Source organism: Pseudohaliea sp. (assembly GCF_054552115.1).
In genome coordinates, this window is sequence record NZ_JBTOLW010000019.1 from 1 (window position 1) to 19,956 (window position 19,956).

Here is a 19,956-nt window from a genome sequence, read left to right on the forward strand (position 1 = left end):
CCCCTCCCCCCCCCCCCCCCCCCCCCCCCCCCCCCCCCCCCCCCCCCCCCCCCCCCCCCCCCCCCCCCCCCCCCCCCCCTACCGCCCTGCGAACACCGAAGGCGGCAGGAACGGATTCAGCGAGGGAGGGAGAACAGCAGGAACGACTGCGGCAAGGAGCGGCCCGCCGGCCCGGCTCAGATGAAGTTGAACAGGCTGTTGCCCTGGATGCGGGTGAAGGCCTGCTGGGAGGCCTGCAGGGTGAACAGTTCCTGCTGCAGGCGGCTCGCGGCCTCGGCGAAATCGAGGTCGCGGACCTCGGAGACGAGCTTCTCGAGCGTGAAGCCCACGTCTTCCTGCGCGGCCTGCACGTCCTCGAGGGTGTTGAGGCGGCCGCCGACGGAGGCGCGCACCTCCAGCAGGCGGTTCTCGACGCGGTCCAGCTGCGAGAGCGCGTCGTCGATGGCCTGGCGCTGCTGCGCGCGGCCGAGGTCCGTGACCGGCGCCATTTCCAGCGCGTCGGCCAGCTTGTCGATGGTGGCGAAGGCGCTCTCGTTGCGCGCCGGGGCCACGGCGAAGCTGTCGCCGCCCTGCGGTTCGCCGTTGATGACCAGGCGCACGCCGTTGTAGCTGATGGTGCCGCCGGGTTCGTAACTGCCACCGCCGACCACGGTACTGGTGTCGTCGAGGATCTCGTAGGTCTCGGCGTCGGTGAAGCTGATCGTGAAGCTCGCGCCGCCGTAGACGGTGGTATCGGTGCCGGGCTCGGCACGGACTACGCCCGTGCCGCTGTTACCACCGGCGGGGGTGGCGGCCACGACGCCGTTGCCGTTGCGAATGCGCATGAACACCGCGTCCCCGGTATCGCCCTCGGCCACGGTGGTGCCCGGGCCGATGAGCAGTTCTCGCTGCACGCTGTCGCCGGCATAGGTGACGGCACCGCCCTGGAGGGCGAAGGGCCGGGTCTGGCTCTGCGCCCCGGCGAAGATGAACTCGCCCTCGCCGCTCTGGCTGTTGCCGATCGCCGTGAGTTCCTCCAGGCGCTGGCGCAGCTCCACGGCGATCAGGCGCCGGCCGTCGGGGCCGGTGGTGTCCGTCGAGGCCTGCACCGCCAGTTCGCGCACCCGGCGCACCACGGTACCGGCCGTGGCCAGGGCGTTCTCCTCGACGGCCAGGCGCTGCTGGGCGCGGTCGTTGTTGCTGACGTACACCGACTGCTGCGACACCGCCCGCTCCAGTTCCTGGATGCGCGCTGCCTTCACCGGGTCATCGGAGACGTTGTTGACCTGGCGGCCGGTGGCGAGCTGCTCGAAGGTCCGGGCGGTGCGGGCCTGCTGGTCCAGGATCCCGTTCAGGCCCTGTTGAAACAGCATCTGGGTAGAGATACGCATGGCGGACTACCTAGTTGAAGGCGGCGAGCAGTGACTGGAAGGTCTCGTTGGCGGCCTGGATCACCCGGGCATTCGCCTGGTAGGCCTGCTGGAAGCGCAGCAGGTTGGCGGCCTCCTCCTCGAGGTTCACGCCGCTGACGGACTGCAGCGCGGTCTCGCTCGAGCGCAGCAGGGAAGACTGCGACTCCAGCGCCGTCTGCGCCGCGGCGGTCGCCCCGCCGACGCTGGCCAGCAGGGAGTCCGCCTGCTCCGGCAGCGAGCGCAGCCCGCCCTCCAGGATGCCGGCCTCGCGCAGGCCGAGGAGCGCCTGGGCGTTGCGGTTGTCGCCGACCCCGGCGCTGTTCGGCGAGACCGTGAACTCGTCCCCCGCCGCCGGGCTGCCGGTGATCTGCACCCGGTAGCCGTTGATGTCGATGTCGCCGCCGGCCGTGAAGGCGAAGGCCCCGGCGCCATTGACCTGGAAGGTCGTCGGATCGACGAAGCTGATGGTCACCGGGGTCAGCAGGTCCGGGTCGGTGACGTCCAGCAGCTCGCCACCGGAGATGGCGGCATCGCTGACGTTGTCGAGGGAGGACGCCGTGCGGATCGGGAAGGCCGCCGCGACGGCCTCCGGGTCGTCCACCAGCCGGCGGAAGTCGGCCGCCGCCTCCCGGGTGGGCTGGATGACGAAGCGGTCGCCGGCCGCGGCGGCGCCGCTGACCACGATGGACAGGCCGTCGGCGCGCAGCGGATCGGCGGGCGTGCCGGTGCCGGTGAGGCTCACGGGCTGGCCGCTGCTGGTATTGACCAGGGCGTAGGCGGCGCCGTCGTACTGCAGCTGGTAGTCGTCCCCGGTCAGGCCCGCCGCCGCCTCGATGGTGACCGCGAGGGAGGCCGTGCCGCCGTTGCTGTCCGCCGCGTAGACCGTCGGCGCGCCCACGGCGAAGAAATCCCCGCCGAAGTTGCCGGCGAGGTCCAGGCCCTGGCGGTGCTGGGCGTTGAACGCCTCGGTCAGGCCCACCGCGGTGCGGCCGAGTTCATTGCGCGCGGGCTCGAGGACCTCGCGCTGGAAGTCGAGCAGGCCGCCGAGCGTTCCACCGCGCAGCTGGCCCGTGACCACGGAGCCACCGACGGTGACCTCGCGCAGACCGGGTCCGAAGGGACCGGCGCCGCTGCCGAGGGTTTCCGCCTCGGCGCCGAGAACCAGCGTCTGGCCGCTGCCGATGAAGACGTTCAGGCCACCCATGGCCGCCGGCACGGTGCTCACCTCCACCTGCTCGGACAGCTGCTGCAGCAGCCGGTCGCGCTGGTCCAGCAGGTCGCTGGAAAAATTGCCGTTGGCGGCGCCGGGGGCGGAGGAAATCTGGTCGTTGACGTCGGCGATGGCCCGCGCGAGGCTGTTGATGGTGGCCACGGAGTCATCGACGCGCCCGTTCACCTCGGCGGTGATCGACGCCAGCTGGCCGTCCAGGGTCTGCAGGCGCTGGGTCAGCTGCCCCGCCTCGCCGAGCAGCGTCTGCCGCGCGGGGGTCGACGCCGGGTCATTGGCCAGCGCCTGCAGGCCATCGAAAAAGCCCTGCAGCCCCTGCGAGAGGCCGCCACTGGCCCCGCCGAGGAGGTCACCGACCCGGCCCGCGAGGTCGGAGAACACCGTCAGCCGCGCTTCCCCGGCGGTCCCGGCGCGCACCTCCTCGCTGAGAAAGGCATCGTAGATCCGGCGCACGTCGGTGACCTCGACCCCCGTGCCGAGGTAGCCGACACCCGCGAATTCCGGCTCCCGGGTGCCGAGATCCACCCGCTGGCGGCTGAAGCCCGGCGTCGCCGCATTGGCGATGTTGTGCGAGGTCGTCGCCAGCGCGCGCTGGGCCGCCTGGAGACCGGACAACGATGTGTTCAGAAAATCAGCCATGCCATTCCTCGGGCCGGGCGTTCACCGGCAGCTGGCGCCTTCCGGCCGTCATTCGGCCGGAAACACACGCCCATCGTGGGGGTTAGCGGCAGGACTCGCGGTTTCTTGAGCCGCTCCGCGGCGGGCGGCGCCCTCGAGCTGGCCCACCAGCTGGTCGGCGAGACCGAGCCCGCCGTGCCTCACCAGGTCCTGCGCTACCTGCCGGTCGAACATGTCGTAGTAACCGTCCAGCTGGCTGCTGCCCAGCAGGTCCTCGCCGCCGCTCGCGGCCCGCATCTCCGAGAGCATGCGCTGGAGCAGGAGCGCCTCGAACTGCTCCGCCGCCTCGCGCACCGCCTCGGGGTCCTCCCGGCGGGCGGCGAGCTTGAGCCCGCCCAGGGCGGAGGGGTCCAGGGCCAGCGCGTTGTCGAGGGACGCGGCCACGGTCAGATCACCACCAGCTGGGCGCGCAGGGCGCCCGCTTCCTTCAATGCTTCCATGATCGCCACCAGGTCGCCGGGCGCGGCGCCGACCTGGTTCACCGCCTGGATGATCTCGTTGAGGGACACCCCGGAATCGAACAGGAACATGCGCGCATCCTCCTGCGCCACCTCGATCTGCGAGCGCGGCGCCACGGCCGTCTCGCCCCCGGCGAAGGCGCCGGGCTGGGAGACCTCCGGCCGCTCGCTGATGGTCACGGACAGCGAGCCGTGGGCCACGGCGGCGGGCAGCACGCGCACCTCGTTGCTGATCACCACCGTGCCCGTGCGCGAGTTGACGATGACCCGCGCCGGTTCCGCCCCCGGCGTGACCTCGAGGTTCTCGAGCACGGAGAGATAGGCGATGCGCTGGTCCGGGTCCGCCGGTGCCTGCACCTCGACGGACACCGCGTCCAGGGCGCGGGCCGTGCCCTCGCCCAGGGTCTCGTTGATGGTCTCGGCCATGCGGTGGGCGGTGGTGAAATTGGGGGTGTGCAGGTTGAGGGCCAGGGCCGCGCGCTCCAGGAAGCCGCTGGGCACCGCCCGCTCCACGGTCGCCCCGCCGGGAACGCGGCCGCTGCTCGGGATATTGACGGTGATACTGGAGCCGTCCTGGCCGGAGGCGCCGAAACCGCTGACCACGAGGTTGCCCTGGGCGACCGCGTAGACGTTGCCGTCGGCGCCCTTGAGCGGGGTCATGAGCAGGCTGCCGCCGCGCAGGCTGCCGGCGTTGCCGATGGAGCTCACGGTGACGTCCAGGCGGGTGCCGGGCTTGACGAAGGCCGGCAGCTCCGCGTGCACGGACACGGCGGCGACGTTGGTCAGCTGCGGGTTGATGTTCTCGGGCACCGTGATGCCGAACTGCTGCAGCATGTTGTTGAGGGACTGCAGGGTGAAGGGCACCTGCGCCGTCTGGTCGCCGGAGGAGTCGAGGCCCACCACCAGCCCGTAGCCCACCAGCTGGTTCGAGCGCACGCCGCCGACGGAGGCCAGGTCCTTGATGCGCTCGGCCTGGGCCGCCGCGACCGCCGGCAGGGCAACGGCGAGGAAACCAGCCAGCCACAGCGCGAGGAGGGGACGGAACATTGCCATGACGATAGCCATCAGAAGGGAAAGATCGGCGAGTTGAAGAAGCGGCTCAGCCAGCCCTGGCGGTTGGCGTCGGCCAGCGCGCCGCGGCCGCTGTACTCGATCTGCGCGTCGGCCAGCTTGAAGGAGGGCACGGAGTTGTCCGCCCGGATGTCCGCCGGCCGGACAATGCCGGCGACGCGCAGGTACTCGCGGCCCTGGTTGACGGTGATCCACTTTTCCCCGCGCACCAGCAGGTTGCCGTTGGGCAGGCGCCGGTAGACGGTCACGGCGATGTTGCCATCCACGCGGTTGCTCTGCGCGCTGTCACCCTCCCCCTCGAACTCGCGGGAGGCGCTCAGCTCGCTCTGGAAAAGCGGAAACTCGTCGCCGCGGAGGAACTGCTCCCCGGAGAGCGTCGGGTTCTCGATGCTCGCCGAGCCGTCCTTGCTGGTGCTGGTGCTGGCGCTGGTGGAGGCATTGGTGCGCTCGGCGAGCTGGATGATCAGCGTGTCGCCCACGCGCCGGGCCTTGACGTCGCCGAAGAGCGACAGGCCGGTGGCGGCCTGGTAGATGGCGCCGTTGGCCGCCTCCGCCGGCGGGACCGGCGGCTCCGGCGGCAGCGTGGCGGACCAGTCCCGGATCGGGGTCTCCGGCGACGCGCAGGCGCCGAGCAGCGCGAGCACGCCCGCCAGCGCTGCCCGCCGCAGCATCGGGGAAAGCTTTGCGGTCATGGCGGGGCTCATCACAGGTTGTTGGTCACGAACTGCAGCATCTCGTCCGAGGTGCGGATCGACCGGGAGTTCAGTTCGAAGGCGCGCTGCGTCTCGATCATGTTCACCAGTTCCTCCACCGTGTTCACGTTGGAGCTCTCCACCATGCCCTGGATCAGCGTGCCGAGGCCGTTCACGCCCGGCGTGCCGTTCAGCGGCGGACCGCTGGCGCCGGTCTCCGTGAACAGGTTCTCGCCGCGCGCTTCAAGGCCCGCGGGGTTGACGAAATCCGCGGTCTGCAGGATGCCGATCTGCACCGGCGCCCCCTGCCCCGGCAGCTGGACACTGACGGTACCGTCAACACCGATGGTCACGCTCTGGGCGTTGTTGGGGATGTTGATGGCGGGCTGGATCTGGTAGCCACCGGAGGTCACCAGCTGGCCCAGGGAGTCGATCTGGAAGGAGCCGTCGCGGGTGTAGCTGAGGGTGCCGTCGGGCATCAGCACCTGGAAGAACCCGCGGCCCTGGATGGCGACGTCGAAGGCGTTCTCCGTCTGCACCAGCGACCCCTGGGTGAACAGCTTCTCCGTCGCCACCACCCGGGCGCCGGTGCCGAGGTACAGCCCCGAGGGCATCTCCGTGTTCTGCGACTGCTGACCGCCGGCCTGGCGGACATTCTGGTAGATAAGGTCCTCGAACACGGCGCGGCCGCGCTTGAAGCCCGTCGTGTTGACGTTCGCCAGGTTGTTGGACACCGTGGCCATGCGTGTCTGCTGGGCATCCAGGCCCGTCTTCGCGATCCATAACGCTCTCATGCTGTTCCCTGCCTGTTGCCTGTACCGTTACTGCCCGAGACGCATCAGCTGCGCCGCGGTGTCCGCGTTCTCGTCAGCGCTGCGCATCATCCGCACCTGCATTTCGAACTGCCGGGCCAGCTCGATCATTTCCACCATGGACCGGGCCATGTTGACGTTGCTCGCCTCCAGCTGGCCCGAGTGCAGCCGCACCTCTGCATCCGCCGGCGGCACCTCGCCATCGGCAGTACGGAAGAGGCCGTCGGTGCCGCGCTCGAGGCTCTCCAGCTCCGGCCGGACCAGCAGGATGCGCTCGAGCACCGCCGGGGCCCGGGGCCCCTGGCCCAGGGGCACGATGGAGATCGTGCCGTCCACGCCGATGGTGAGCTGTGTATGCGGCGGGATGGCGATGGGGCCCTGGTCCCCCAGGACCGGGTTGCCGGCACCGGTGCGCAGCAGGCCGTTGGCGTCGATCTGCAGGTCCCCGCGGCGGGTCAGCGCCTCGCCGCCCTCGGCATCCTGCACGACCAGCCAGCCCTCCCCCTGCACCGCCACGTCCAGGGCGCGCCCGGTGGCCTGCAGGGGCCCGGACGACAGGTCGGGGCGGACCTCGCTGGTCCGCACATTGTGGCGGCTGGGCAGGCCGGGACCCTCGATCTGCTGGCTCTGTGCGCTGTCCAGGCTGCGCTTGAAGGCCGTGGTGCCGACGTTGGCCAGGTTCTGCGCGTTTCTCGCTTGCGCCTCCATGACCCGGTGCGCCCCGGTCATGCTCACGTATAGCAGCCGGTCCATCAGTCGCGCTCCCGTTCACACATCATTCGACAAGCCTCAGCGGATGTTGATGATGGTCTGCGTCACGGTATCCGCCGTGGAGATCATCTGCGCGTTGGCCTGGAAGTTGCGCTGGGCGGTGATCATCTGTACCAGCTCCGCCGTGAGGTCCACGTTCGAGGCCTCGAGGGCACCGGACTCCACCAGGCCGTAGTTCGACGTTCCGGCCTCACCGAGAAGCGCCTGGCCGGAGGCGAAGGTCTCCGTGAAGGCCGTGTTGCCGTTGTTCGCCAGGCCCTGGACGTTGGCGAAGTTGGCCATGGCCAGCTTGCCCAGCGCGCTCGACTGGCCGTTGGTGAAACGGGCGAACACGATACCTTCCTGGCTGATGTCGATGCCGGTCAGGCGGCCGCTCTCGAAGCCGTCCTGGCTGAGCTCGTTGACCGAGAACTGGTCACCGAACTGGGTCGCGTTGGTGAAATCCGTGGTCAGGTTGAGCGGATCGGCACCGTTGGCCAGGGGCACGGGCGGGAAGGTGAGCTCGCCGCTCGCCGGGGCCGTGAGGCTGCCCAGGGAATCGAACTGGAGGGTCTGCGGGCCGCCCACGGGACTGCCGTCCACGTACAGTGACGCCTCCCATTCATTGACATTGGCGGTCTTGACGAAGTAGTAGCTCGCCGTGTGGGTCGCGCCCAGCGAATCGATGATCGACAGCGACGTGGTGTGATTGAAGGTCTGCGGGTCCGCCGGATCGAGCGGCGCGACGGCCGGCTGCGGCGCGCCGCCGGGCAGGTTCAGCCCCGCGGTGATCACCTCGGTCGCCCGCGGCGGGTTGTTGGCGGTCACCAGCTGCAGGTCGGTCAGTTCCGCGGTGTTGAAGCCGTCACTGGACGGCGGGAAGGCCTGCAGCCGCAGGCCCTCGGAATCCACCACGAAGCCGTTGCGGTCGACGTTGAAGACGCCCGCCCGGCTGTAGCTGAGCGCGCCGTTGTCGCTCAGGGTGAAGAAACCGTCACCGACGATGGCCAGGTCCAGGTTGTTGCCGGTGAAGTCGATGGTCCCCTGGGAGAACTGCTGCTGGATCGAGGACAGCCGCGCGCCGAGACCGGTCGCCGACGACGACACGGACTGCAGGCCGGCCGCGAACAGTTCCGCGAAGTTGGCCCGCGACTGCTTGAAGCCGGTGGTGTTCACATTGGCGATATTGTTCGCGGTGACCGTGAGGTCTGTGTTGGCGGCATTCAGGCCGGACAGTGCAATCTGGAAGGGCATGGGGTTCTCTCCTCAGGAAATTTCGACAGCCCGGCCGAGCGACATCGCGCCCATGCCAGCCACGTTGATGCTGATGGCGCCACCGGGGCCCTGCAGGGAGACGCTGTCGACGCGCCCCCAGACCAGGGGCTCGGCGGCCGTGGTCTCGCGGCCGACGCGGTAGCGCGCCTCGAGGCGGTAATCGCCCGCGGGGGCGATGCCGCCCTCGGCGGTCGTTCCATCCCAGCGGAAGGCCGCCCGGCCGTCCGGGCCGGCGTAGACCGGCAGCTGCGCCACCAGTTGCCCGCCGGCATCCTTGACGGCCAGCACCGCGCCGGCCGCCTCCGCCGGCACCTCAACCACGCCGGCGAGGGGGTTCTCCCCGTCGAAGGCGCCGGAGCCCGAGGGCACGAGCACCTCGCGGTCGACGAGGCTGGCGGCCTGCAGGGCCTGGTTGCCGGTGAGCGCGTCCGCCGTGCTGTTGAAGCTGCTCTCGAGCCGGTCGATGCCGGACACGGTGGAGAACTGGGCCATCTGCGCCAGGAAGTCGCCGTTCTCCATGGGCTTGAAGGGGTCCTGGTTCTGCAGCTGGGTGGTCATCAGGCGCAGGAAATCCGCCTGGCCGAGCTCGTCGCGCTTGCGCTCCGCCGGCTGCGGCTGGCGCGCGAAAAGCTCCTGGATCGCTGTCATGTCATTCATGGGTTCTAGTTCCCGAGGTTCAGGGTTCGCAGCATGAGGTCCTTCGACGTATTGAGAATCTCCACGTTGTTCTGGTAGGCCCGCGATGCGGAGATCATGTTGGTCATCTCCGACGCGAGGTCCACGTTGCCGCGGTAGATGTAGCCCGCGTCATCGGCCTGCGGGTGGCCCGGCTCGTAGACCGGCATCGGCTCGGTGCGGTCCTCGACCACGCCCAGCACGCGGACACCGGCGCCCGCCTCCTGCCCCGCGCCGGCCATGACCGTCTCGAAGACGGGGTGGCGCGCCCGGTACGCTTCAGCGGGGTCGCCGCTGACCGAATTGATGTTGGCGAGGTTGGACGCCGTCGCGTTCAGGCGCACGGACTGGGCACCCATGCCCGACCCGGCGATGGAGAAGACCCGGAAAAGATCCATCAGCTGTTACCTCCCTTCAACACGTCGATCATCGAGCGGATTTTGCCGCTGAGGAACTGCAGGCTGGCCTGGTAGCGCACCGCGTTCTCCGCGAAGGCCGCCTGCTCCCGGTCCACCTCCACGGTGTTGCCGTCCTGCGCCGGCTGCAGGGGCACGCGGTAGAGGAGCGGGCCCGCGCCGCCGGCGCCGGTACCGGCGCCGAGGTGGCGGTCGTGCGTCACGCGCAGCCGGTCGGCGCCGGCCACCGGCCCGCCGGCCTCGGCGAGCGCCGCGCGGAAATCGAAATCACGGGCCTTGTAGCCCGGCGTGTCCGCGTTGGCGATGTTGCTGGCTAGCACGGTGTTGCGCTGCGAGCGCAGGCTGAGCGCCTGCTGGTGAATGCCGAAGTAGTCGTCGATACTGAAACTCATGGACGCGCGTCCTGCCCCCTTTGCCCGGTAGCCAGCAAGTTGCGTGCCACCGAGCGTCGGGCGCGGCGGACCGCGTGGTTCCGCGGCCCCGGCATCGCCGCAGCGCCGGCGGGCGGCAAGGGTTTGCCGGCGGCGGCAAGCCAGAGGCAGCCGGCACGATGCTTGCTTAGCTTATGGATGATAGACCGCTTATGAACCGGACGCGCCCCATGCCATCAGCCGCTCGCCGCTACCCCCGCAAGCACCAGCGCCCCGCGCCGGGTACCCGCGGACTGTCGCGGGCGGTGCTGGCGCTGCTGCTGGCGCTCGCCGCGGCCGGCGGCGCCACGCAACCGCCGCGGCAGCCGCTGGACGAAATACGCGCGGCGGCAGAGGCCTTCGTGCTCGAGCGTCTGCCGGGGGACCGCAGCGATACCACGGCAACGGCGGGACGGCTGGACCCGCGGCTGCGCCTGGCGCGCTGCGACCAGCCCCTGGAAGCCTTCGCCGCCGCCGGCAACCGCCTGCGCGGCAATACCAGCGTGGGCGTTGCGTGCCCCGGCGCCTGGCGGCTTTACGTACCGGTCAAGGTCGAGACGCTGCGCACGGTCCTCGCCCTCAGGCGCCCCCTGCGCCGCGGCGAGACCATCACGGCAGAAGACCTGGATACGGTGCGGATGGACACGGCGCGGCTGACCCGTGACTACTACACAGAGCCCGCGGCGGTGGTGGGCCACACCCTCAAGCGCTCTGCCGCGGGCGGGACGGTGCTCACCAGTGCCCTGGTGGAAGAACCACCGGTGATACGCCGCGGCCAGCGGGTCTCGCTGGTGTCCAGCGCCAGCGGCATAGCGGTGCGGGCGCCCGGCGAGGCCCTCGCGGACGCACGGGCCGGGCAGCGGGTCCGCGTCAGAAACCTGTCGTCGGGCAAGATCGTGGAGGGAATGGCACTGCGCTCGGGCGGTGTCAAGGTACAGTGACGATGGGGCTAAAGTTTGCGGGAGCGCTGCCGCTACCCTAGAGTATCAGGCTCACCAGTGGAGCGACAGGAAATGGCAGACAGCATCAGCGGCCTGGGCAAGGGCCCGGAAAAGGCAGCGGGGACCCCTGCCGCGCGCTCCAATAGCGCGCCGGCCGGCAACCAGGCGGCGCGCCCGGCAGCAGGCACGGATTCCGTGAACCTGACCGACACGGCGCGACAGCTGCAGGCGCTAAGCCGGGCAGTGGACGGCACCGACCCGGTGGACAGCAGCCGGGTGGAGGCGGTCAGGCTGGCGCTCGAAGCCGGACAGTACAGCGTCGACAGCCGGCGGATCGCCGAGCAGCTGCTGCAGTTCGACAACTGATGCCGGGGGCCACGCCCATGCTGCAGAGCCCCAGGCGCCTGGCCGGCGCGCTCGACGACCTGTTCCGGGCCCAGCAGGAACGCGCCGAAGGCCTGCTCGCCATCCTCCGGCAGGAGCGCGAGGCCCTCAACAGCGGCGACCTTGCCGCCATCGAGGAAACGGCATCCACCAAGATCAGCGCCCTCGCCGAACTCGAGGAGCTCAAGGCCCGCGAGGCGCGGCTGCTCGCCGGCCTCCCCTTCGGCGACAGCGACACCCCGCTGGAGCAGGCCCTGGGCTGGTGCGATGCGGACGGCAGCCTGCGCGTCCGCTGCGACCAGGTCATCGAGCTGATGGTGGCCTGCGACCGCCACAACAAGCGCAACGGGCTGCTCGTCCAGCACCGCCTGAACTACGTGCGGCGCGCCATCGATGTGCTGCACCGGGCCCACGCGGAAACGCTCACCTACGGCCCCGACGGCTCCCCCGGCGGCACTCGGCCCTCGAGGCTGCTGGCCGAGGGCTGACCCGGGCAACCGCTTCCACGGCAGCGGGCTGTCGCGCGAGGGACGCCGGTGGCGGATGACAAGATCACGGACCGGAACCGGATCGCCGCCCTCCTCGACGCCCTCCGGCGCCAGGAAGCCCCCGTGCAGCTGCTCCCGGCGGCGGGGGACGGCCAGGAGTTGTCCCTGCTCCTGGCCTGCAGCCGGCGCAGAAAGCAACTGGTTCTCGACGCGCCGCGGGGCCTCCAGGCCGGCGACGACCCCGCGGGCCGCGCCATCACGGTGCTGGCCCGGCTCAACGGCGCCGAACTCCGCTTTGACACGACGATCCTCGCTGCGGAAGAATTCCGCGGCTACGCGGCCCTGCGCGCGGCCTGGCCGCACGCGGTCCTGTACCGCCAGCGGCGCAGGGCTTTCCGGGCGCCGGTGGGGGGAGACCGCAGCGGCCGGCTGGAGCTGTACGATGCGGCGGGACGGGTGGTCCGGGGGCGGCTCACGGACCTCTCGGCGGGCGGTTTCGGGGCCCTCGTCGATCGCGCTGCGTCGCTGCGGGAACGCGAGGAGGTCGAAAGCACGCTGGCGATCGACGGCCTGGCATTGAAAACGACGATAAGAATCATGGCTGTGCGTATCCCGGCCCGGGGGCGCTTCATGCGCATCGGGGCGGCTTTCCGGGGACTCTCGCCAGGCCAGGAGGCGCAGGTCGAGAAGCTCGTGCGGGCGCTCGAGCGGCACGCCATCCGGCGCGGGGGCGCACGCCGCTGACGGGGGAGCAGGGACGCATGGAGCAGACTGACCAGGGCCGGCCGCAGGCCGGGGACACGGGAGCCGGGCATGCCCCCGTCGCCCGCCAGCCCATCTATGACAGGAACCGGGACATTTTCGCCTATGAGCTGCTCGTGCACGCAGCCGGGGCCGACCCGTCGGCGGAGACCGCCGCGGCCGACGGGGTCGCCAGCGCGCGCGCCGCGATCGCGGCGCTGACCCGGCTGGACCTGGAGCAGGTCACCGACAGCCGGCCGGCGTTCATCAACGTGTCCCGGGACTTTCTCCTCGACCACCACGATCTGCTGTCCCGGGCGACGGGCACGGGCATCGAAGTGCCCTGCGCCGCCTGCAACGACGACGAGGCCGTCGCAGTACTGGCGCAGCTGAACGCGCAGGGAGTCGCCGTGGCCCTGGACGACTTCCGCTGGGTGCCCGGGGTGCAGCGCCTGCTCGAGCAGGCCCGGCTGGTGAAGATCGACGTGCGCGCCGCGGAGCCGGGCACCCTGGCGCAGCTGCTGGAAAGGCTGCGCGGCGGCCCGGCGACGCTGCTCGCACTCAACGTCGACAGCCAGGAGGCCTTCGACCACTGCCACGCCCTGGGCTTCAACTACTTCCAGGGCTTTTTCCTGTGCCGGCCGCGCGCGCTCAGCGCCCCGGGCCTGCCCGACAGCAAGCTCAATACCCTGCGGCTGATGGCGGCCCTGCAGTCGCCGGAGGCAGAGCCGGACGAGCTCGAGGCCATCATCCGCACCGATCTCACCCTGCACTACCGGCTGCTGCGCACCGTGAACTCCGCCTACTACGGCCTGCCCGTCGAGGTGAAGTCGATCGGCCACGCCATCACCTGCCTGGGCATGGTGGCGGTGCGGCGCTGGGCCGCCCTGCAACTCCTCGCGGCGGAGGACGAAAAGCCGCCGGAGGTCCTGCGCCTCGCCCTGATCCGCGCCCGCATGTGCGAGCAGCTCATCGCCGGCCCCGGCAAGGACGAGCAGGACAAGGCCTTCACCACGGGCCTCTTCTCCCTCCTCGACGCCGTGTTCGACACGCCCATGGACCTCATTCTCGAAAAGCTGCCCCTGGACCGGGACGTGGCGGGCGCGCTGGCCTCCGGCGCAGGCCCCTACGGCCGGCTCCTGGGCACCGTGACCTGCTACGAGAGCGGCGACTGGACGCCGCTGGAGGAAGACGGACTCTACGCGCTCGACACCGTCACCCGCTGTTACCTCGGCGCCCTGCCCTGGGCGCGGGCCCAGTTCGACGCGCTGGGCGGCTGAGGCCTCCCCGGGCCGGACCGTTAGCCTTCCGGAAAAACCACATTTATAATACGGGAAAATGCGCAGACTTTTTTCGTGCCCGACATTGCGCTAACGTCAGAAACGGGTGCGCGCCGACGGAAAGCAGCTTGAGCAACAGTACCGATAGTGCGGACTTCCGCGCCCTGGGCAAACGCCTCCAAGAGCGCGCGACACAGATCAGCCATTCGCTGGAGCCCTCCGGCGTCGCCCCGGGCGAAATGGGGGCGTGCGCGCGAGCGGCACTCGGTCTCGCAGCCGCTGCCGCCGTGCTGGGACAGCAGGAACTGGCAAGCGCCGCCGCCGCCGCCGGCCGCGTCCTCAGCGGCGAGGACGGCGCCGCGCCGGCGGAACGCGCCGGACTGCAGGCAAGGCTCACCCGGCTGGCCGGCGAGCCGGGGGTGCCGGGTGCGGAAAGGCCCGCCCCGGCGGCAGGACCGCTTCCCTGGCTGGCTGTGCGCGATCCGGCGCGCGCCGCCCTGGCCGAGCGCGCCCTGGGCCGCCTCGGCGCGCCAGCGCCGCAACGGCTCGACGGCCCCGCAGCCGTCGCGGCGCAGTGCCCCGGGGCGCCGGCCGGCGTTCTTCTCTCGGACTTCCTGCCGGACTGCCTGCCCGCCCTGCACAGCGCGGGCTGGCGGGTCATCGTTCTCGGTGACGAAAGCAGCGACGAAAGCGGCGACGAAAGCAGTGACGAGAGGAGCGACGCGGCACAGCTCGCCGCACTGGCCGCCGGCGCCGAGCGCTATCTCGCCCCGCCGACCAGCGAGGAGCGGCTGACGGCCACCCTGGCCTGCTTCCTGCCGCCGGAGGGCGGCACCGCGGTGCTGGTCGTGGACGACGACGCCTTGTCCCGGGATGCCCGCAGCGCGGTATTGAGCGAGGCAGGCTTCCGGGTGCGCGCCGTGGCAGGGCCCGAGCAGCTGCCGCCGGCGCTGCGCGAGGCGACACCCGCTGTCCTGCTGGTGGATACGGGGCTCGGCGCACTCCCGCTCCGGCAGGTGCTCGCCACTCTCGGCAGCGAGGACGAAGCGCTGCCCGCGGCGGCCCTGCTGGTGGGCACCGCCCCGCCGGGCGCGCCGCCCGCGCTGGCCGCCGACGCCCCCCCCCGGGACCTGCTGGCGGCGCTGGGGCAGAAGGCCGCCGCAACCCGCGAGCGCGCCCGCCTGTCGGCGGGGTGGTGGCAGGAGCGCGAGCAGCGCCTGCGGGAACACCGCATCATCGATGCCCACTGCCTGGTCAGCATGACCGACCGGGCCGGCGCCATTACCTTTGCCAACGACCAGTTCTGCGAGGTGAGCGGCTATCGCCGGGAAGAGCTCATCGGGCAGACCCACCGCCTGGTCAAGTCGGGCGAGCACGAACCAGCCTTCTACGAAGACCTCTGGCGCACCATCAGCGGTGGCGATGTCTGGCGCGGCCTGATCTGCAACCGGCGCAAGGACGGGCGCCTCTACTGGGTGCTGTCGACCATCGCCCCCTACGAAGTCGAGAACGGCCGGCCGCGAAGCTATGTTTCCCTGCGCACGGAGGTCACCCGGCTCAAGCTGCTGCAGGAGGAAATGCACCTCAAGAACCGCGCCCTGGACGAGGCTACCGACGGCGTCACCATCGCCGACATGCGCGCCGGCGACGCCAGGCTGATCTACGTAAACCCCGCCTTCGCGGCGATCACCGGCTACAGCGCCGACGAGGCGCTGGGCCGCAACTGCCGCTTCCTGCAGAACGGCGACCGGGACCAGCCGGGCCTGGTCGAACTGCGCCGCGCGCTCGACGAGCAGCAGCCGGTCTCCGTGGTGCTGCGCAACTACCGCAAGGACGGCAGCCCGTTCTGGAACGAACTCCACCTGTCGCCGCTCTTCGACGAAGGCGGCCGGCTGAGCCATTACATCGGCGTGCAGCACGACATCAGCAAGCGGGTGGCGGACGAGGAAGCCCTGCGCGAATCCGAGGAGAACCTGCGCGCGGTCCTCGACGCCATCGACGACGAAGTGCTCGCCGTGGACGAGGAGCGGCGCACGATCTTCCACGGTGCCCGCGGCGGCCCCCTGTCGCTGTTCACGCCCGAAAGCCTGACACCCGGCGCCGTCCCCGTGGTCGACCGGGAGGCGCTGCACACCCAGGTCCGCCAGCCCGGGCGCTTCGAGGAGCGGCTGGAGGCCATCTACGCCCGGCCCGAGCTGCCGTCCGAGGACACCTGCGAGCGAACGGACGGCCGGGTCATCGAGCGCACCTCCATGCCCCTGCACCGGGACGGCCGGATCGCCGGCCGCGTCTGGCACTTCCGCGACGTCACCCGGCTGCACGAGGTCCAGCGCCGCATGGAGACCTACCAACGGCGCCTGCAGCTGGGCCAGAAGTACGCCAACATCGGCACCTGGGACTGGAACATCACCACCGGCGAACTCTTCTGGACCGAGCGTATCGCGCCGCTCTTCGGTTACCCGGAAGGGGAACTGGAGACCTCTTTCGAGAACTTCCAGGCGGCCCTGCACCCCGATGACCGGGAAAGCGTGCTCAACGCCATCAACGCCAGTATCGAGGGAGACGCGCCCTACCGCTGCGAGCACCGGGTGGTCTGGCCGGACGGCACGGTCCGCTGGCTCAGCGAGACCGGGGCCGTGGTCCGCGACGAGCGCGGCGAGGCCGTGCGGATGCTCGGCGTGGTCCAGGACATCGACGACCGCAAGCGGGCGGAGATCGAGCTGGTGGCCACGCGGGAAGAGGCCGAGCGCGCGAACCGGGCCAAGTCAGACTTCCTGTCCAGCATGAGCCACGAGCTGCGCACGCCCATGAACGCGGTGCTGGGCTTCGCGCAGATCCTGCAGTACGACGAGTCCCTGGACGAGTGCCAGGTCGAGAACGTCACCGAGATCATCCGCGCCGGCAACCACCTGCTCTCCCTGATCAACACGGTGCTCGACCTCGCCAAGGTGGAGTCGGGCCACATCGACCTGTCCCTCGAGGTGGTGGAGCTGCACAGCATCGTCGAGGAATGCATGTCGCTGATCCGGCCCATCGCCGCCAAGAAGGCCATCGCGATCACGCAGGAGGTTGCGCCCCGGCAGGCGGTGCGCGCGGACCGGATGCGCCTCAAGCAGGCCCTCCTCAACCTGTTGTCGAACGGCGTCAAGTACAACCGCGACGAGGGCCGGCTGACCCTTTCCGTCGTGGAGGACGCCGGGACGGGAAGCCTGCAGATCCGGGTGGCGGACACCGGGCGGGGGCTGCGCGAGGCGGAGATCGAGCGCATCTTCCAGCCCTTCGAGCGCCTCGGCGACAGGACCAGCGGCATCGAGGGCAGCGGCATCGGCCTGACGATCACCCGGCGCATCGTCGAGATGATGGGAGGGACCATCGGCGTCGCCAGCGAGCCCGGCCGCGGCAGCACCTTCTGGATCGAGCTGGCGAAGCAGGAGCTGCCCGCCACCGCGGTGAGAGCCGGCGCGACGACCGAGGCGCCGGCGGCCGCGCCGGAGGTCGCAGCCGCCAGCGGCACGCGGCGCATCATCTACATCGAGGACAACCCGTCGAACATCCGCCTCATGGTCGAGGTCCTGTCCCGCCGTCCCGGGATCCGGCTGAAGACGGCGCACAACGCCGACCTCGGGATCGAGCTCGCGCTCAGCGAGCCGCCGGATCTCATCCTGCTCGACATCAACCTGCCCGGCCTCGATGGCTACCAGGTGCTGCGCATTCTCAAGAGCGAGGACAGCCTGAAAGACATCCCGGTGCTCGCCCTGAGCGCCAACGCCATGCCCAAGGATATCGACCGGGGCCGGCAGGCGGGCTTTGCCGAGTACATCACGAAGCCCTTGCAGCTCGAATACTTTCTGAAGACACTTGATCACTACCTGGGCACCGAGCCCGGGAACAAGCAGGACTAGAGACGGACAGCACAGCGCCATGACGACGAGCAAGGACTTCAGCCGCATCATGATCGTGGACGACGAGGCGACGAACCTGCGCCTCCTCGAAAAGATGCTCGGCAACCAGAACTACCAGAACCTCGTTCTCATCGCGGACCCGCGCGAGGTGCTCGGCCAGTACCAGGCACAGCGGCCCGACCTGATCCTCCTCGACATCAACATGCCCCACCTCGACGGCTTCGAGGTCATGCAGCAGCTCAAGGCACTCGAGGATCCGCTACAGCCGCCCATCGTCATCCTGACGGCGCAACACGGCAGGGACTTCCTGCTGCAGGCGCTGGCCACGGGGGCCCGGGACTACATCACCAAGCCCTTCGACCGCAATGAGCTGATCATGCGCGTCAACAATCTCCTCGATGTCCAGCTGGGACACCGGCTGCTCCACGACCAGAAAACCTTCCTCGAGGAGAAGGTGCGCCAGCGCACGCAGGAGCTGCACAAGACGCGCCTGGAGGTGGTGCGCCGCCTCGGCAAGGCGGCGGAATACCGCGACGAGGAAACGGGCTCGCACATCATGCGCATGAGCGAGTGCTGCGCCATGCTGGCGCGGGAGTATGGCTGGGATGACAATCAGATCGACCTGATTCTGAACGCCAGCCCCATGCACGACATCGGCAAGATCGGCATCCCCGATGCGATCCTCCTCAAGCCGGGCCGCCTGGATGCGCACGAGTGGAGCATCATGCAGACGCACACGACCATCGGCGCGAACATGCTCGACGGTGACAACTCCACTCTGATGCGCATGGCGCGCGACATCGCGCTGACGCACCACGAGAAGTGGGACGGCAGCGGCTACCCCAACGGCCTGGCCGGCGAGGCCATTCCCCTGGCGGGGCGGATCGCCGCCCTATCGGATGTGTTCGACGCACTGACCTCGGACCGCCCCTACAAGCAGGCGTGGAGCAACGAGGAGGCCATGGCGTTCGTCCGGGAGAACAGCGGCAAGCACTTCGACCCGCAGCTCGTCGAGATCCTGGAGGCCAACCTGCCGGAGGTGTTCGCCATCCGCGAGCGCCACCAGGATGAAGTCGCGGTTACGGAACCCGCCGCCTCCGGCAGCGGCGACTGAACGCTCCGGCCGGAGCGGCAGGCACTAGAACAGCTCCGCGCTCCCGGCAGCCCTCGCCGGGCCGGCGCGCTCCCCCGAGGCCAGCAGTTCCTCGTAAATGACCGTACGATTGCGCCCGTGGTCCTTGGCGTAGTACAGGGCCTCGTCAGCCCGACCGAGCAGTGTCGTGGCCGAGCACTCGCCGAGGGCCTCGGTGACCCCACTGCTGACGGTGACCCGCTCGCCCTGGGGAAACCGGTAGGCCTCGACCGCGCAGCGGAAGCGCTCGAGGGCCGCGAGCGCCTCCTCGGCACTGGCATTCTCCATGAGGACAACGAACTCCTCGCCCCCGAAGCGGAACAGCAGGTCCGCCTCGCGGAAGGTCTGTTCCATGATACGTGCGAACAGCAGCAGGATTTCGTCGCCGTAGAGGTGACCGTAGGCATCGTTGAAGCGCTTGAAGTGGTCGATGTCGAGGATCGCCAGCCAGTAGCGCGACGACCGGATGTCGGCGCTGCGGCGCCGGGCCTCCACTACCTTCGGGGACTTTTCCTCGGCGATGACCTCGAGGGCCCGGTGAATGCAGTCGTCGAAGTAGCGCCGGTTCAGGAGACCCGTGAGCGGATCGCGCTGGGAGGCGTCCATGAACGCGCGGAAATTGAAGTAGGTTCGCAGGAAGGCGGCAAAACCGGCCAGGCGCGCCTCGTCCACCGACGCCGGGTACTGGAGCAGCAGGGTCACGGCCCGGCCGCGCTCGCCGTGGTGGCTGAAGGCCGCCAGTTCACGCCCCTGGGGAGCGGCGCGATGCGCGCCCTCGGGCGCCTGCTTCGCCCGGTCGATCAATGCCAGCTGCTCGCTGCTCAGGGGCTGCTGCTGCCAGCAGGTCTGGTAGGTGCCGCTTTTCGGTTCCCGGTAGCGCCGCACCCAGGTCATGTTGCCCCGGGGGGTGAACACGCAAAGCAGCGCATAGTCCACGGGCAGCAAGGCGCAGACACTGTCGAGGAAGCGACGGTCGAGGACCCGGGTGTCCGTGATTGAGGAGAGTTCGACGATGTGCTGCAGCACCTCATCGTCCACCCCCGACCTTGCCACTGTCGCCTGCATGGGAAATTCCGGCTGTCCCCTCCAGCGGTTGAAACTACCACTTCGAAAGGGGCTTTTCAATTTGCCACCCGGTTCCGCCCCCCCTGCCGGGGCGGCGCGCGCTCTCCCGGCGCGCGGCTGCCAAGCGGCCCCGGACGCGGTATTCTTGGCGGCAACCGGTCCGGCCG

At 70.1% G+C, this 19,956-nt stretch carries 19 protein-coding genes; 7 read left to right on the forward strand and 12 right to left on the reverse strand.

Annotated features, from left to right (window positions below):
- Positions 1 to 176: 176 nt before the first annotated feature.
- From flgL to flgB, 11 genes are read right to left on the reverse strand one after another with little or no spacing between them, the layout of a single operon-like run.
- Complete coding sequence (flgL, locus tag ACX93N_RS10325; protein WP_459428336.1) at positions 177 to 1,370, reverse strand: flagellar hook-associated protein FlgL; 1,194 nt, start codon at positions 1,368 to 1,370, stop codon at positions 177 to 179.
- 10 nt (positions 1,371 to 1,380) lie between these two features.
- Positions 1,381 to 3,258, reverse strand: coding sequence for a flagellar hook-associated protein FlgK (gene flgK, locus ACX93N_RS10330; RefSeq protein WP_459428337.1), 1,878 nt, complete (start codon positions 3,256 to 3,258; stop codon positions 1,381 to 1,383).
- A 48-nt stretch (positions 3,259 to 3,306) separates the two neighbouring features.
- Positions 3,307 to 3,681, reverse strand: a complete 375-nt coding sequence (locus ACX93N_RS10335; protein WP_459428338.1) for a rod-binding protein — start codon at positions 3,679 to 3,681, stop codon at positions 3,307 to 3,309.
- A 2-nt stretch (positions 3,682 to 3,683) separates the two neighbouring features.
- Positions 3,684 to 4,808: a flagellar basal body P-ring protein FlgI gene (locus tag ACX93N_RS10340; RefSeq protein ID WP_459428339.1), complete on the reverse strand. Its 1,125-nt coding sequence runs from the start codon at positions 4,806 to 4,808 to the stop codon at positions 3,684 to 3,686.
- 11 nt (positions 4,809 to 4,819) lie between these two features.
- Entirely contained in the window at positions 4,820 to 5,518 is a 699-nt protein-coding gene (gene flgH, locus ACX93N_RS10345; protein WP_459428340.1) for a flagellar basal body L-ring protein FlgH, read from the reverse strand.
- A gap of 11 nt (positions 5,519 to 5,529) precedes the next feature.
- Positions 5,530 to 6,312: a flagellar basal-body rod protein FlgG gene (flgG, locus tag ACX93N_RS10350; protein WP_459428341.1), complete on the reverse strand. Its 783-nt coding sequence runs from the start codon at positions 6,310 to 6,312 to the stop codon at positions 5,530 to 5,532.
- 27 nt (positions 6,313 to 6,339) lie between these two features.
- Positions 6,340 to 7,083: a flagellar basal body rod protein FlgF gene (locus ACX93N_RS10355; protein ID WP_459428342.1), complete on the reverse strand. Its 744-nt coding sequence runs from the start codon at positions 7,081 to 7,083 to the stop codon at positions 6,340 to 6,342.
- A gap of 36 nt (positions 7,084 to 7,119) precedes the next feature.
- Positions 7,120 to 8,334, reverse strand: a complete 1,215-nt coding sequence (gene flgE, locus ACX93N_RS10360; protein ID WP_459428343.1) for a flagellar hook protein FlgE — start codon at positions 8,332 to 8,334, stop codon at positions 7,120 to 7,122.
- Between the two features lie 12 nt (positions 8,335 to 8,346).
- Positions 8,347 to 9,012, reverse strand: coding sequence for a flagellar hook assembly protein FlgD (locus ACX93N_RS10365; RefSeq protein ID WP_459428344.1), 666 nt, complete (start codon positions 9,010 to 9,012; stop codon positions 8,347 to 8,349).
- A 5-nt stretch (positions 9,013 to 9,017) separates the two neighbouring features.
- Positions 9,018 to 9,428 (reverse strand): flagellar basal body rod protein FlgC, encoded by a 411-nt coding sequence (gene flgC, locus ACX93N_RS10370; protein ID WP_459428345.1) that lies wholly within the window; start codon positions 9,426 to 9,428, stop codon positions 9,018 to 9,020.
- Positions 9,428 to 9,838, reverse strand: coding sequence for a flagellar basal body rod protein FlgB (flgB, locus tag ACX93N_RS10375; RefSeq protein ID WP_459428346.1), 411 nt, complete (start codon positions 9,836 to 9,838; stop codon positions 9,428 to 9,430). The genes flgC and flgB overlap by 1 nt, the downstream gene beginning before the upstream one ends.
- Before the next feature lie 209 nt (positions 9,839 to 10,047).
- On the opposite strand from flgB, the gene flgA reads away from it, so the two are divergent.
- The 7 genes from flgA (at position 10,048) to ACX93N_RS10410 (ending at position 18,706) form a co-directional block, all read left to right on the forward strand.
- Positions 10,048 to 10,797, forward strand: a complete 750-nt coding sequence (gene flgA, locus ACX93N_RS10380) for a flagellar basal body P-ring formation chaperone FlgA (protein WP_459428347.1) — start codon at positions 10,048 to 10,050, stop codon at positions 10,795 to 10,797.
- Positions 10,798 to 10,869: 72 nt separating this feature from the next.
- Positions 10,870 to 11,163: a flagellar biosynthesis anti-sigma factor FlgM gene (gene flgM / locus ACX93N_RS10385; RefSeq protein WP_459428348.1), complete on the forward strand. Its 294-nt coding sequence runs from the start codon at positions 10,870 to 10,872 to the stop codon at positions 11,161 to 11,163.
- Positions 11,164 to 11,180: 17 nt separating this feature from the next.
- Positions 11,181 to 11,669 carry a flagella synthesis protein FlgN gene (locus tag ACX93N_RS10390; RefSeq protein WP_459428349.1) on the forward strand — a complete coding sequence of 163 codons (489 nt, stop codon included), beginning with the start codon at positions 11,181 to 11,183 and terminating at the stop codon, positions 11,667 to 11,669.
- A gap of 48 nt (positions 11,670 to 11,717) precedes the next feature.
- Positions 11,718 to 12,413, forward strand: coding sequence for a flagellar brake protein (locus tag ACX93N_RS10395; protein ID WP_459428350.1), 696 nt, complete (start codon positions 11,718 to 11,720; stop codon positions 12,411 to 12,413).
- Between the two features lie 17 nt (positions 12,414 to 12,430).
- On the forward strand, positions 12,431 to 13,690 hold the full coding sequence (locus ACX93N_RS10400; protein WP_459428351.1) for an EAL and HDOD domain-containing protein: 1,260 nt from the start codon (positions 12,431 to 12,433) through the stop codon (positions 13,688 to 13,690).
- Positions 13,691 to 13,818: 128 nt separating this feature from the next.
- Positions 13,819 to 17,592, forward strand: a complete 3,774-nt coding sequence (locus tag ACX93N_RS10405; RefSeq protein WP_459428352.1) for a PAS domain-containing protein — start codon at positions 13,819 to 13,821, stop codon at positions 17,590 to 17,592.
- Positions 17,593 to 17,611: 19 nt separating this feature from the next.
- Positions 17,612 to 18,706 carry an HD-GYP domain-containing protein gene (locus ACX93N_RS10410; RefSeq protein WP_459428353.1) on the forward strand — a complete coding sequence of 365 codons (1,095 nt, stop codon included), beginning with the start codon at positions 17,612 to 17,614 and terminating at the stop codon, positions 18,704 to 18,706.
- 24 nt (positions 18,707 to 18,730) lie between these two features.
- Here ACX93N_RS10410 and ACX93N_RS10415 read toward each other — a convergent pair whose 3' ends face one another.
- Positions 18,731 to 19,789 (reverse strand): GGDEF domain-containing protein, encoded by a 1,059-nt coding sequence (locus ACX93N_RS10415; RefSeq protein WP_459428354.1) that lies wholly within the window; start codon positions 19,787 to 19,789, stop codon positions 18,731 to 18,733.
- Positions 19,790 to 19,956: the final 167 nt, after the last annotated feature.